Consider the following 12,552-nt stretch of genomic DNA (forward strand, 5'->3'; position numbering starts at 1 on the left):
CGACGCCATTCGGTCGGATCCGGAGTCGGCCTTTGAGATCGAGCAAAGATGTCGAACCCCGGAATCGCCTGACGCACATCGCCTATAGCCCTTTGCCGGTGGCGCGCCGGGTATCGTATTTGAAGATCCAGCGCTGGCGGCGCGTTCAAGTAGGTCACCACACCGCACTCCGCAGAGTTTGAGTGCAGGTAACACACGCGGGACCAAAGTATTTGACGCGGACGTCGTAAAGGCGTTGTCTCGAAGCCTTTTTGAAAGGTCTAGGCAATTCACCCTCGTCAAAGGCAAAGCGCGGCGGGCATGTTGTCGTGCCGCCAGTTGCGATTACTACCCGGATGTCCTCGGCCGACCTGCAACGACCCATGCCGGGCACTTCACCCCTCTCCCAAGCCGGGCGGCACACGAGCCTTCGGACAATGGCTGCTTGACGGTGCAATGGGAACGCGGTCAACAGATCTGCCATCTCACGAACCCGTAATCCCGTACGTTACAACACGTGATGGCCCCACACCACCCCATCATGGTCGTCGGAATCTGTCGTTTTCCCAGTCTCGGTCCTCATCGATGAAGGCCGGGTTGGTGGCCTCGACCAGTGCGGCTGTGCGTTCGACGTCAAGTGTCGCTCGGCGTTTCTGCGCGGCGTGCTTTGCTGTTGAATACTTCGGCCAGTTGGGCGTATCCAGCGTCGAGGACATGCTCGGCTATCCGCGGGACCGGTCGTAGGTCGAGGTGGTCGCTGGTGAAGGGGCTTTTCGTGGACTTCTTCATGTGCCCCGACCTCCTTGCGATAGGGAGCCGATAGCCGCTCACAGTCCGTTGCCCCCGGCCTCTGGCGTTCGCAATCGTGTATCAACGGGAGGCGCTCGATGGCCACGGTTGCCTTTGGGCTGTCGTGGGCGCGCGAAAACCGGTGCCCAGCAAGGCCACACTCGATACCGAGGAATGCACAGCCCCGAGGAGTTTGAGCACTACATCGCCATGCGCTTGCCGTACTCGGCGCGCGCGCTGCATCCCGGCGGCGAACAGGTGCAGATGAAACGTGAGCGTCGCCTGGGTCGGAGGGCGGGCGGTTTCGCCGCGTCACGAGATCGACAAGCGCGCTGCTGACCAAGACCATGTGTGATTGGATTGCCTCGGCGTTCGATGCTACGCGCGACGTGGTGACCGAATCGTCGCCGTAGCAACGTATACCGAGATTATCCGCGGGGTAGATAGCTGGACGCACCCCGGAGTAGAGGTGGCAGAATGGATGGAGGCAGATGAAGGGCGGCAAGATTCTCAGCGCGATCGCGGTCGTTTGGTTGCTGAGCGGTGGGATTGCCGCCTATCAGCGCGATTACTTCTCCGACAGCGAAGTCACTTGTGCGGCAGTGACGAGCATCGCCATGACGGTGATTGTCGGGCCGTTGAACTACAGGGGAGTCAACGCGGAGGCAACCGACTGCGCCCTGCCAGAACCCAGCCAGTAGTCCACTGGCAGTTAATAATTGGGGCTTGCTGGACCATCGCCGAGCACCGCGGCGCGGCCGCCCCGGGACGGTTTGCAGCACCTGTTGGCCCGGGTCAGCTGGGACGCCGACGCGGTTCGTAAGGTCTGCGTGCCCATCTCGGCTACGTCACTCGGCGAACTACGAGATGTTCTTCTCCGACGTGGTCGAGGACATCGCGGCGTTCCGCGCGGGAAATCCGGTCCGGCTTCTCGAGGACGACTTATGGGGCTCTACTCGTCTGGAGGAAACACATTCGTGGTACGGCAGATTGAAGGTAGAACGGTCGTCGTCGTCGGCGGCGGTGGGCAGACTCCCGGAGGGTCAGCGCTCACCTAGACCGAGGACGGCGCGAAAGCATTTGTCGGGGACTGCAATCCGGAGGCGGCCGAGGAAACGGCCAATGCCATTATTGACGCGGACGGCATCGCAAGGACCGCGACGGTCGACGTCACCGACGAGTTGTCCATCACCGGTGACGTCGAGGCTGCGTGCAAACAGTGGAGCCGGATCGACGTACTGCACAACCTGCGGGGGGTCGCATGGGTACGGGTTGGGACGTAGCCCACGCCGCACTTTTCCTCGCGTCGGAGGACGCACAGTTCATCACCGGAGTGGCACTGCCCGTCGACGGCGGTCATTCCCTGGTGGCCGGATGACCGTCGAACCGTATTGGATGCCAGGGTGCAGCAGCTGCCTACGCATGAAGGAATTCGTCGAGCGGGCCGGGGTGGACTACGTCGCGATCACTGTCGACCAGGAGCCCCAGCGGGCGGCCAGACTCAGGGAGCAGGGCATCGACTATTCGTCACACTCGCCGGACACGCCGGATGCGTGATGCGCCCAGCCTGATTGCGTTCGCACGAGAGGCGCTGCACCGCACGGAGATCCGGTGGCACGACGACTGCTACGACGACCCGATGGAGCGGGTAGCCCCGCTGCACTGGGGTCCGCACACCTTGGCCGAGTGCTTCGAGTGCGAGGTCTGGCACACCGCTCAGCACACGCGGCAGCTGGCGTACATGGTCGAACAGGCCGGCGTCGAGCCGCACGACCTCGTGGAGCGGCGTGGACTTGTTCTCGCCCAGTTCTGGGCCCAATTGTGCTCGCCCTGCCACGCCATGCGGCCCGAGCTGGAGCGCTTCGCCGCCGAGGCGCCGACCGACATCGCGGTGTGTGCCGTCGAAATCAGCGCGCACCCGCGCACCACGGAGCATTTCCTCGTGAGCTCGGTGCCGAGCACGGTGATTCTGCGCGACGGTGTCGAGGTCCACCGCTCCGCGGGCGACCGTCCAGGCGTGGCATGAGCTGGTCGGCACCAATCTCAACGAGGTCTTCTACTGCCTGAACGCGTTCCTCGACCAACTACGCGGCAACGAGGGTGAAGTTTGTCGTCATCTCGAGCGTGGCGGCCGCCTGGCCCGACCACAGCGGTGCGGGTTACGGCGCGACGAAATCGAGACTGCTCGGCCTGGTCCGCGGGGCCGGCATCGTCGACACCCCGATTCTGGACAACCGCCCGATTCCGCCGTCGCCCGAGGTACGCGAGTGGTGCCTGAAACCGGAGGACATCGCCGCAACGTGTCTGCTGGCGGTCACGCTGCCGCCACGGGCAAATCTCGCCGAGTCGACGCTGGTGGCCACCAGGCTGCAATCCCTGGGAAAGACCCAGCAGGCAAATCCTGAACTGCCACCGTCTGTTCATCGCAACATGTAGAAGTTACAGGTAGGTGACGCCGAGCACCCCGACCGAGAACAGCACTGGCGACACCGGCAGGCACCACAGGAACGCCGCCCACACGTACGACTTCTGTTGTGCGCGGCGCCAACCGAGGACACCGCCGACCACGCCAAGCACGAACGATGCCGCGGCCACCACCAGCACCCACTCGTTGACCTTGACCGCGTCCGTGGCAAATGAGATGGCGGCCAGCCACAGAATGTGGCCGACCACCAATCCGCCGATTCCGGCGACGATTTCGTTTCTCAAAAGTTGATCATGTGGCCGGCCAGGCCGTGGAAGCATTCCTGCAGCGCCTCCGACAGCGTCGGGTGGGTGTGCACGTTGCGGGCCAGTTCATTGACGGTCAGGTCCCACTTCTGGGCCAGCGTCAACTCGGGCAGCAGTTCGGAGACATCGGGCCCGATGAGGTGGCCGCCGAGCAGTTCGCCGTATTTGGTGTCGGCGATCAGCTTGACGAATCCGGTCGGGTCGGCCAGGCCGTGGGCCTTGCCGTTGGCGGTGAACGGGAACTTGGCGACTTTAATGTCAGACTCGCGTCGTGCCGCTTCTTCTCTGGCCTGCTCCTCGGTGAGCCCGAAGCTGGCAACCTGCGGCTGGCAGAACGTCGCACGCGGCATCATCCGGTAGTCGCCGAGCGCGAGTGTCTCTGCACCGCCGATGGTTTCGGCTGCCACCACACCTTGGGCCTCTGCCACGTGGGCCAGCTGCAGCAGCGCGGTGACGTCGCCGATGGCGTAGATGTGGGGCACGTTGGTGCGCATGTACTCGTCGATACCGATGGCTTTGCGGTCGGTGAGCGCGACACCTGCTGCCTCCAGGCCGAAGCCTTCGACATTCGGGGCGAAACCGATGGCCTGCAACACCTTGTCGGCCTTGAGCTCCTCGGTTTTGCCGTCCTTGCTGACGGTGACCTTCACCACGGATCCGTCGTCGGCAATCGCTTCGACCTTGGTGCCGGTGAGGATCTTCACGCCGAGCTTCTTGTACTGCTTCTCGATCTCCTTGGAGACCTCGACGTCCTCGTTGGGCAGCGCCCGCGGCAGGAATTCGACGATGGTGACGTCGACGCCGTAGTTCTTCAGCACGTAGGCGAACTCCATGCCGATGGCACCCGCCCCGGCGATGATGATCGAGGAGGGTAGCTCTCGGGACAGGATCTGGGTCTCGTAGGTGACCACGTTGTCGCTCAGCGAGGTGCCGGGAACCAATCGGGTGCTGCTCCCGGTAGCGATGATGGCGTTGTCGAATTCGACGGACTCGGTGCCGCCGTCGTTGAGGCTCACCTCGATGCTGTTGGGACCGGTGAACTTCCCGTAGCCGTGAATCTCGGTGATCTTGTTCTTCTTCATCAGGAAGTGCACACCGGCGACACGGCCGTCGGCGACCTTGCGGCTGCGGTCGAACGCCACGCCGTAATCGAACGTGGCTTCACCGCTGATGCCGAACGTCTTGGCTTCCTTGGTGAACATGTGGGCGATCTCGGCGTTGCGCAGCAGCGCCTTCGACGGGATACACCCGACGTTGAGGCACACCCCACCCCAATACTTGGGTTCGATGATGGCGGTGTTAAGCCCCAGTTGGGCGGCGCGAATGGCCGCAACGTAACCACCGGGACCGGCTCCGAGAACGACGACGTCAAAGTGGGTCACGCCCCCACCCTAATGGGCGCGCCCAAGTTCCTATCGGGCTATCCAACCGAATACGTAGGCGCCGTACAGCGCGGCGGCCGCGGCGGTGGACGCCAACGGCGCCGACATCAGCGCGATGGCCATTGCCGACACCTTCGGTTTCCCTTGCGCCATGGCGGCCAGCAGCCCGGCGACCGTGCACACGATGAGGTAGCTGAGCACCCCGAACACCGGCCACGTCTTGTCCGTGGCCTGGTACCACCAGGAATAGAGGCCCAGCCCGGCTGCCGCGGCGACAATCCACACGCCCGCGACCACGGCGACGAACGTCCACCGTTTCAGGTACTGGTAGGAACCGGGGACCGTGATCGAGTGCGCCGGTACGGGCAGCGGTGCCGATGACGGCTCTGATGGTTCTGACGGTTCTTCGGGTACCGGCGCCTCGAAGTCCCCGGTATCGAATACGGGGATGTGCGGGGCGGTCGCGGTATCCGAATCGTCAGCCACCCGACACCACCTGAATCGCGACGAGCACGCCGAACCAGCCGGGAGCGACCGACACGATGAACGCACCCAGCGCGGTGATCCAGCGCCTGCCGGAAAATAGGATCAGCAGCATTCCGAGCGCACCGGGAATTCCCACGACTAGCGCGATCACGATGTCGGGCCGGACAGTAGCCGTGACCAACAAACTCGAGGCGACACCGGCGATCAGCCCGACCGCCGCGCCGACGAGCATTGCGCTGGTCAGCAGCCACGGACGTGGCAGCGGAATCACCCTTTGACGATAACGCCGAGTTGGTTGCCGGGGCCGCACCGCCACGGCGTGCCGTGTCGGTATCCCGGCCGGTTGCCGTCGGTCCGCTACCGCCCCGGTACCGGGCAGGCGTCTTCGGCGGCCGCCACGATGCGGGTTTCCTCGTGCACGGGTCGGGCACCGTCGGTGTACTGCGCGCCGGTGATGGGCGGCTGGGTGGTCAACTCCTCGTTCTCGGCGTCACTGAAAGCCCGGCCACGCGACAGAAAGCGCATGCCCTCGGGGGCCTCCAGGCTGAACCCACCACCACGGCCGGGCACCACATCGATCACCAGCTGGGTGTGCTTCCACGCCTCGAACTGCGGGCCGGAGATCCACACCGGCACCCCGTCGTCGCCTACATCGAGTACGCCCAGCAGAACGTCCCGGTCCCCCACGATGAAGTCCCCGTCCGGGTAACACATCGGCGAGGACCCGTCACAGCAGCCACCGGATTGATGGAACATCAACGCCCCGTGCCTGTTCTGCAGGCTCGAGAGCAGGTCGGCGGCGGCGGCGGTGATCAGGGCACGGCTCGGCATCAGAATCCTCGTTTCTTCGCGCGAGCGCTCATCAGAAAAACCCCTGGGCTTTGTTGCTGTAGGACACCAGCAGGTTCTTGGTCTGCTGGTAATGGTCGAGCATCATCTTGTGATTCTCCCGGCCGATACCGGACTGCTTGTAACCACCGAACGCCGCGTGCGCGGGGTAGGCGTGGTAGCAGTTGGTCCAGACCCGGCCTGCCTTGATGTCGCGCCCGGCCCGGTACGCGGTGTTGCCGTCACGGGACCAGACCCCGGCGCCCAGCCCGTAGAGGGTGTCATTCGCGATCGAGATCGCATCCTCGTAATCGGTGAACGACGTCACCGCCACCACCGGGCCGAAGATCTCCTCCTGGAAGACCCGCATCTTGTTGTTGCCGGTGAAGATCGTCGGCTGCACGTAATACCCGCCCGACAGGTCACCGCCGAGGTCGGCACGCTCACCACCGGTGACGACGCGGGCTCCCTCGCTCTTGCCGATCTCGATGTAAGACAGGATCTTCTCGAACTGGTCATTGGAGGCCTGCGATCCGATCATCGTCTCGGTATCGAGCGGATCACCCTGGCGCACCGCCTTGGTGCGGATCGCCGCCAACTCCAGGAACTCGTCGTAGATGTCGGCCTGGATCAGCGACCGCGACGGGCACGTGCACACCTCCCCCTGGTTGAGGGCGAACATCGTGAAGCCTTCCAGCGCCTTGTCCTGGAAGTCGTCACCGGCGGCCATCACATCGTTGAAGAAGATGTTGGGGCTCTTGCCGCCGAGTTCGAGAGTGACCGGGATCAGGTTCTGGCTGGCGTACTGCATGATCAGCCGGCCGGTAGTGGTCTCACCGGTGAACGCGATCTTGGCGATGCGGTTGCTCGAGGCCAGAGGCTTGCCCGCCTCCACACCGAACCCGTTGACGATGTTGACCACACCGGCCGGCAACAGATCCCCGATCAGTGAGAACAGGTACAGGATCGACGCAGGGGTCTGCTCGGCGGGCTTGAGCACCACCGCATTGCCTGCCGCCAGCGCGGGGGCCAGCTTCCAGGTGGCCATCAGGATCGGGAAGTTCCACGGGATGATCTGACCGACCACCCCGAGCGGCTCATGGAAGTGATACGCGACGGTGTCCTCGTCGACCTGGGACAGCGAGCCCTCCTGCGCCCGGATGGCGCCGGCGAAGTAGCGGAAGTGGTCGACCGCCAACGGGATGTCGGCATTGAGCGTCTCGCGGATCGGCTTGCCGTTGTCCCACGACTCGGCCAGCGCAATCGACTCCAGGTTCTCCTCGATCCGATCGGCGATCTTGTTCAGGATCACCGCCCGCTCCGCGGGCGCCGTTTTGCCCCACGCCGGGGCGGCAGCGTGCGCAGCGTCGAGCGCCTTCTCGATGTCGGCCTCGGTGGAGCGCGGGATCTCGCAGAACACCTCACCGGTCACCGGGGTGGGATTCTCGAAGTACTCGCCGCCCACCGGGGCAACCCATTCACCCCCGATGAAGTTGGCGTAGCGGGATTCGAAAGTCATCAGGGCGTCAGCAGCGCCCGGGCGGGAAAAGACAGTCATCATCGACTCCTCGTAAGCAGTGTTACGCAGCTCACATTACGCGGACCGCCACAATGAGGTGGTGGTAGACGATCCGTACCTGTGGCTCGAAGACATCACCGGCGACGATGCCCTGGACTGGGTGCGCGAACACAACGACGCCAGCGGGTCGGAACTGGGTGGCGAGCGATTCGATGCCATGCGCACCGAACTGTTGGAGATCCTCGACACCGACGCCCGCATCCCGTACGTCGGGATGCGCGGCGGCCTGTTGTACAACTTCTGGCGCGACGAGGCCAACCCGCGTGGTTTGTGGCGACGTACGACGCTGGAGCGCTACCGCACGGACACCCCGGAGTGGGAGATCGTCCTCGACGTGGACCGGCTGGCCCGCGAGGAGGACGAGAACTGGGTGTGGGCGGGCCCCGACGTCATCGAGCCGGACTACTCGCTGGCGATGATCAGCTTGTCCCGGGGCGGTTCCGATGCCGTCGTCGTGCGCGAGTTCGACATGCGAACCAAGCAATTCGTCGCGGACGGCTTCGAACTTCCCGAGGCCAAGTCATCGGTGTCCTGGGAAGACGAGAACACCTTGCTGGTGTGCACCGATTTCGGCGAAGGGTCGATGACCGAATCCGGATATCCGCGCATCGCGAAGCGCTGGCGTCGCGGTGAACCGCTGGAGAACGCCGAGACGGTGTTCACCGCTGAGCCGACGGACGTCCGTGTCATCGCCAGCGTCGACCGGACACCCGGATACGAACACACCCGGCTGGGCCGCTACACCGACTTCTACAACCGAATCCGGTACGAGGTCCGTGACGGCGAACTGATCCACATCGACGTCCCGACGGACGCGACCACGTCGACGCATCGCGACTGGCTGCTGATCTCGCTACGAACTGACTGGCAAGTGGGCGATGCGACGTACCCGGCCGGCAGCCTGCTCGCCACCAACTTCAACGACTTCCTCGCCGGCGCACGCGATCTCACGGTGGTGTTCGAACCCGACGACCACAGCTGCCTGTCCGGCGTCAACTGGACCAAAGACAAACTCATCCTCGTCACGCGCCGCGACGTTGCGAGTCACATCGAGATCGTTACGCCCGGCAGTTGGGAACGGGTCGACGCGCCCGACATACCGCCGTCCGATGAGACCGTGGTGGTTGACAGCGATCACCTCGGTGACGAAGTGTTCTACGACTCAAGCGGTTTCACCACACCATCGCGATTGCTGTACGGAACCGTCGGCGGTTCACTGCAGCAGATCAAGTCCGCCCCCACCCTCTTCGACGCCGACGGCATCGACAGCACACAGTATTTCGCGACGTCGAAAGACGGCACGGCGATCCCGTATTTCGTGGTGGGACAGCGCTCCGAGCCCGCGCCGACGTGGCTCTACGGCTATGGCGGATTCCAGAACTCGCTGACACCCAGTTACGCCGGCGGCGTCGGACGGGAATGGCTGGCCCGTGGCGGCACCTACGTGCTGGCCAACATCCGTGGCGGCGGCGAATACGGACCCCGTTGGCATACCCAGGCGATGCGGGAGAACCGACACCTGGTCTACGAGGACTTTGCGGCCATCGCGGCCGACCTGGTTCACCGTGGCATCACCACGGTCGAACAACTCGGTGCGTCAGGTGGCAGCAACGGCGGCCTGCTGATGGGTGTGATGCTGACGCAATACCCCGAGTTGTTCGGGGCTCTGGTGTGCAGCGTGCCGTTGCTGGACATGAAGCGATACCACCTGCTGCTCGCCGGGGCATCGTGGATGGCCGAGTACGGCGATCCTGACGATCCAGCCGACTGGGAGTTCATCTCCAAATACTCGCCCTACCAGAATATTTCGGACTCCAAGCGGTATCCCCCGATCCTGATCACCACATCGACCCGCGACGACCGCGTGCATCCCGGACACGCCCGCAAGATGACCGCGGCGCTGGAAGCGGCCGGGCACCGGGTGCTCTACTACGAGAACATCGAAGGCGGGCACGGCGGCGCCGCGGACAACAAGCAGGCGGCATTCAAGGCAGCGCTGACCTACGAGTTCCTGTGGCAGATGCTCGGCAGCTGACGCCCGACTATTGACTTCCGGCGCCAGACTGACTCGACTGCTGCCATGGCCCATGAGTTCGAGACCCTGTTGTACCGGACCGCTGCACCCGTCGCGACCATCACGCTGAACCGGCCCGAGCAGCTCAACACCATCGTGCCGCCGATGCCCGACGAGATCGAGCAGGCGATCGGCCTGGCCGAACGCGATCCCGACATCAAGGTGATCGTGCTGCGCGGTGCGGGCCGGTCATTCTCGGGCGGCTATGACTTCGGTGGCGGGTTCCAGCACTGGGGTGAGGCGATGAACACCGATGGCCGCTGGGATCCGGGCAAGGACTTCGCGATGGTCAGCGCCCGTGAGACGGGGCCGACGCAGAAGTTCATGGCTATCTGGCGGGCGTCCAAGCCGGTGATCGCCCAGGTGCACGGCTGGTGTGTGGGCGGTGCGAGTGACTATGCGTTGTGCGCCGACATCATCATCGCCAGCGACGACGCCGTCATCGGCACCCCGTATGCGCGGATGTGGGGCGCCTACCTCACCGGCCTGTGGCTCTACCGCCTGTCGCTGGCCAAGGCCAAGTGGCATTCGCTGACCGGCGAACCGCTCACCGGGAAGGAAGCGGCCGAGGTGGAGCTCATCAATGAATCGGTACCGTTCGAGAAACTCGAGGCCCGCGTTGCCGAAGTCGCCGCCAAGCTGACGCGGATCCCGTTGTCGCAGTTGCAGGCTCAGAAGCTGATCGTCAACCAGGCCTACGAGAACATGGGCTTGGCCTCCACCCAGACCCTCGGCGGAATCCTCGACGGGCTGATGCGCAACACCCCCGAGGCACTCGACTTCATCGACACCGCGGCGGATCAAGGTGTGCGTGCCGCGATCGAGCGCCGCGACGGGCCATGGGGTGACTACAGCCAGGCGCCCCCGGATCGTCGGCCGGATCCCTCCCACATCATCGAGCCGTAGCGCCGAGATTGACGTCAGGGCTGCGATTTCCGTGAAGTCACGACCCTCACGTCAATCTCGGCGAGGCCGGCGCAGCCCGCCCAGCAGCGCAACGATCACCCCGAACACCACCAGCCCACCACCGGCGGCCAACGCCAGGTTCAGCCAGTGATGCAGGCTGTCGATGCCGTGGCCGACCATCGCGTCGGCGATCTGACGGATATCGCCGCTGGTGTGGTTGAGCGCATCGTTGAGGTAGCGTCGCCCCACCTCCAGCCCGGCCCATCCCGCCGCGCCTACCAGCAATGCCGAAACACCGAGTGCCGCAAAGGCCTTACCGCGGGACCGGGCTGAGGCCAGGGTCAGCAGGGCGAACACCCCGGTCAGTACGGTCGCTCCCACGCTGACCCACGGACCCCACACCGCCAGCAGTCGCAGCCTGCCCGGCTGCAGGCTCTCGGGCGCCGAGGCCGCGATCGGCACCGTGAGGGTCTGTGGCACCTCGACGCCGAAGTCGGACAGGGTGTCCCGGAAGGACGCATCCGCAAGCATCGGCGCCAGGTCGATCGACCAGCCGCCATCGGCGTCGCGCGACACCCGGTCGGTGAACATCCAGGTATGGGCGATCTGGTTGGCCCGGGCGAACTGCCCGGGAAACTCCGGGCCGGCGGTGTAGGCGTTGGCCACCCCGCGCACCATGTCGATCCGCACATCGCTGCCGTTGCGGGACGCCAGCGCACGCACCTGCGTGGCCAGCTCGCCCGCCACCGCCTGCTGCAACTGCGGATCCGTCGCGGCCGCCGCGGCGAACTCCGAATAGCCGTTCTGGTCGACGATGTTCTTCTGCGCCCACGCCGATGGCAACGCCACCGCGAGCAGCACCGTCGTCAGCACCCACAGGAACAGCGTCATCACGAACCGCACGACGCGTCCTCCTCAATCGCCGACGCGCGGGAATCAGTCCGACAGCGCGCGTCCCACAATCAGCGGATCGGCCTTGCCGACCACCTCATGGTCCTTGTTGTCATAGTCGAACTTACCGAGCACGTAGCGCATGGCATTGATTCGGGCACGCTTCTTGTCGTTGCTCTTCACGACGGCCCACGGCGCGATCTCGGTGTCCGTCCAGGCGAACATGTCCTCTTTGGCCGCGGTGTAGTCGTCCCATTTGTCCAGTGATGCCAGGTCGGTGGGCGAAAGCTTCCACTGCCGCACGGGATCGACCTGACGGATGGTGAACCGGGTGCGTTGTTCGGACGACGTCACCGAAAACCACAGTTTGGTCAGGCTGATGCCGTCGTTGACCAACATCTGCTCGAACAACGGCACCTGCCGGATGAACTCCGCATGCTGCCTGGGGCTGCAGTAGCCCATCACCCGCTCGACGCCGGCCCGGTTGTACCAGGACCGGTCGAACAACACGAGCTCTCCGGCCGCGGGCAGGTGTTCGACGTAACGCTGGAAGTACCACTGCGTGCGTTCACGCTCGGTGGGCTTCTCCAGCGCGACGACGCGGGCACCGCGCGGATTCAGATGCTCCATGAACCGCTTGATGGTGCCACCCTTGCCGGCGGCGTCGCGGCCCTCGAACACGATGACATGGCGCAGCCCGTTGGCCTGGCTCCACCGCTGCAGCTTCAGCAGCTCGATCTGCAGCAGCCGCTTCTGCTCCTCGTAGTCGAGGCGTGACATGCGCTCGTCGTACGGGTAGTTCTCCCGCCAGGTGTCGACGACCTCGCCGCTGGGTTCGAGCAGCAGCACGGGATCGTCGTCATCGTCGTCGCGGACGGAGTAGCCGGTGGGGTCCAGAGTCACCGGGC

16 protein-coding genes and 1 pseudogene are annotated in these 12,552 nt (G+C 64.7%); 8 read left to right on the forward strand and 9 right to left on the reverse strand.

Going from position 1 to position 12,552, the window contains the following annotated elements; translation table 11 throughout:
* Positions 1–612: 612 nt before the first annotated feature.
* Positions 613–768, reverse strand: a complete 156-nt coding sequence (locus M1247_RS11930) for a hypothetical protein (RefSeq protein WP_317156517.1) — start codon at positions 766–768, stop codon at positions 613–615.
* A 491-nt stretch (positions 769–1,259) separates the two neighbouring features.
* On the opposite strand from M1247_RS11930, the gene M1247_RS11935 reads away from it, so the two are divergent.
* From M1247_RS11935 to M1247_RS11955, 6 genes and pseudogenes are all read left to right on the forward strand, one after another.
* Positions 1,260–1,469: a hypothetical protein gene (locus M1247_RS11935; protein WP_317156518.1), complete on the forward strand. Its 210-nt coding sequence runs from the start codon at positions 1,260–1,262 to the stop codon at positions 1,467–1,469.
* Between the two features lie 420 nt (positions 1,470–1,889).
* A pseudogene (locus M1247_RS36415) lies at positions 1,890–2,051 on the forward strand (hypothetical protein); the annotation flags it as partial.
* Positions 1,988–2,146, forward strand: coding sequence for an SDR family oxidoreductase (locus M1247_RS11940; protein ID WP_317156643.1), 159 nt, complete (start codon positions 1,988–1,990; stop codon positions 2,144–2,146). The pseudogene M1247_RS36415 and the gene M1247_RS11940, both read left to right, overlap by 64 nt.
* Positions 2,143–2,325 (forward strand): glutaredoxin family protein, encoded by a 183-nt coding sequence (locus tag M1247_RS11945; protein ID WP_317156519.1) that lies wholly within the window; start codon positions 2,143–2,145, stop codon positions 2,323–2,325. Before M1247_RS11940 ends, M1247_RS11945 begins: the two co-directional genes overlap by 4 nt.
* Entirely contained in the window at positions 2,318–2,794 is a 477-nt protein-coding gene (locus M1247_RS11950; protein WP_317156520.1) for a thioredoxin family protein, read from the forward strand. Before M1247_RS11945 ends, M1247_RS11950 begins: the two co-directional genes overlap by 8 nt.
* Before the next feature lie 74 nt (positions 2,795–2,868).
* Positions 2,869–3,204: an SDR family oxidoreductase gene (locus M1247_RS11955; RefSeq protein ID WP_317156521.1), complete on the forward strand. Its 336-nt coding sequence runs from the start codon at positions 2,869–2,871 to the stop codon at positions 3,202–3,204.
* A gap of 3 nt (positions 3,205–3,207) precedes the next feature.
* Here the strand turns inward: M1247_RS11955 and M1247_RS11960 are convergent, their stop codons facing one another.
* From M1247_RS11960 to adh, 6 genes are all read right to left on the reverse strand, one after another.
* Entirely contained in the window at positions 3,208–3,477 is a 270-nt protein-coding gene (locus tag M1247_RS11960; protein WP_317156522.1) for a hypothetical protein, read from the reverse strand.
* Entirely contained in the window at positions 3,474–4,880 is a 1,407-nt protein-coding gene (gene lpdA, locus M1247_RS11965; RefSeq protein WP_317156523.1) for a dihydrolipoyl dehydrogenase, read from the reverse strand. Before lpdA ends, M1247_RS11960 begins: the two co-directional genes overlap by 4 nt.
* Before the next feature lie 30 nt (positions 4,881–4,910).
* A complete protein-coding gene (locus M1247_RS11970) occupies positions 4,911–5,366 on the reverse strand; it encodes a hypothetical protein (RefSeq protein ID WP_317156524.1) in 456 nt (151 codons plus the stop codon).
* Positions 5,359–5,637, reverse strand: coding sequence for a putative holin (locus tag M1247_RS11975; protein ID WP_317156525.1), 279 nt, complete (start codon positions 5,635–5,637; stop codon positions 5,359–5,361). Before M1247_RS11975 ends, M1247_RS11970 begins: the two co-directional genes overlap by 8 nt.
* An 86-nt stretch (positions 5,638–5,723) precedes the next feature.
* On the reverse strand, positions 5,724–6,197 hold the full coding sequence (locus tag M1247_RS11980) for a DUF779 domain-containing protein (RefSeq protein WP_317156526.1): 474 nt from the start codon (positions 6,195–6,197) through the stop codon (positions 5,724–5,726).
* A gap of 31 nt (positions 6,198–6,228) precedes the next feature.
* A complete protein-coding gene (gene adh / locus M1247_RS11985; protein WP_317156527.1) occupies positions 6,229–7,752 on the reverse strand; it encodes an aldehyde dehydrogenase in 1,524 nt (507 codons plus the stop codon).
* A gap of 19 nt (positions 7,753–7,771) precedes the next feature.
* Between adh and M1247_RS11990 the strand changes: the two genes are divergently transcribed.
* Positions 7,772–9,808, forward strand: coding sequence for a prolyl oligopeptidase family serine peptidase (locus M1247_RS11990; RefSeq protein WP_317156528.1), 2,037 nt, complete (start codon positions 7,772–7,774; stop codon positions 9,806–9,808).
* A 45-nt stretch (positions 9,809–9,853) separates the two neighbouring features.
* The gene (locus M1247_RS11995; RefSeq protein WP_317156529.1) at positions 9,854–10,753 is read left to right on the forward strand and encodes a crotonase/enoyl-CoA hydratase family protein; all 900 of its coding nucleotides are present in this window, start codon (positions 9,854–9,856) and stop codon (positions 10,751–10,753) included.
* A 51-nt stretch (positions 10,754–10,804) separates the two neighbouring features.
* Here M1247_RS11995 and M1247_RS12000 read toward each other — a convergent pair whose 3' ends face one another.
* Both M1247_RS12000 and ppk2 read right to left on the reverse strand, forming a co-directional pair.
* A complete protein-coding gene (locus M1247_RS12000) occupies positions 10,805–11,656 on the reverse strand; it encodes a hypothetical protein (RefSeq protein ID WP_317156530.1) in 852 nt (283 codons plus the stop codon).
* 33 nt (positions 11,657–11,689) lie between these two features.
* On the reverse strand, positions 11,690–12,547 hold the full coding sequence (gene ppk2, locus M1247_RS12005) for a polyphosphate kinase 2 (protein ID WP_317156531.1): 858 nt from the start codon (positions 12,545–12,547) through the stop codon (positions 11,690–11,692).
* Positions 12,548–12,552: the final 5 nt, after the last annotated feature.

The organism is Mycobacterium appelbergii (assembly GCF_032883035.1).
GTDB lineage: Bacteria > Actinomycetota > Actinomycetes > Mycobacteriales > Mycobacteriaceae > Mycobacterium > Mycobacterium appelbergii.

Bases quoted from the DNA above. Each gene is read 5' to 3' on its own strand.
- M1247_RS11930 (WP_317156517.1), bottom strand. From the start codon at position 768: ATGAAGAAGTCCACGAAAAGCCCCTTCACCAGCGACCACCTCGACCTA.
- M1247_RS11935 (WP_317156518.1), top strand. From the start codon at position 1,260: ATGAAGGGCGGCAAGATTCTCAGCGCGATCGCGGTCGTTTGGTTGCTG.
- M1247_RS11945 (WP_317156519.1), top strand. From the start codon at position 2,143: ATGACCGTCGAACCGTATTGGATGCCAGGGTGCAGCAGCTGCCTACGC.
- M1247_RS11950 (WP_317156520.1), top strand. From the start codon at position 2,318: ATGCGTGATGCGCCCAGCCTGATTGCGTTCGCACGAGAGGCGCTGCAC.
- M1247_RS11980 (WP_317156526.1), bottom strand. From the start codon at position 6,197: ATGCCGAGCCGTGCCCTGATCACCGCCGCCGCCGCCGACCTGCTCTCG.
- adh (WP_317156527.1), bottom strand. From the start codon at position 7,752: ATGACTGTCTTTTCCCGCCCGGGCGCTGCTGACGCCCTGATGACTTTC.
- M1247_RS11995 (WP_317156529.1), top strand. From the start codon at position 9,854: ATGGCCCATGAGTTCGAGACCCTGTTGTACCGGACCGCTGCACCCGTC.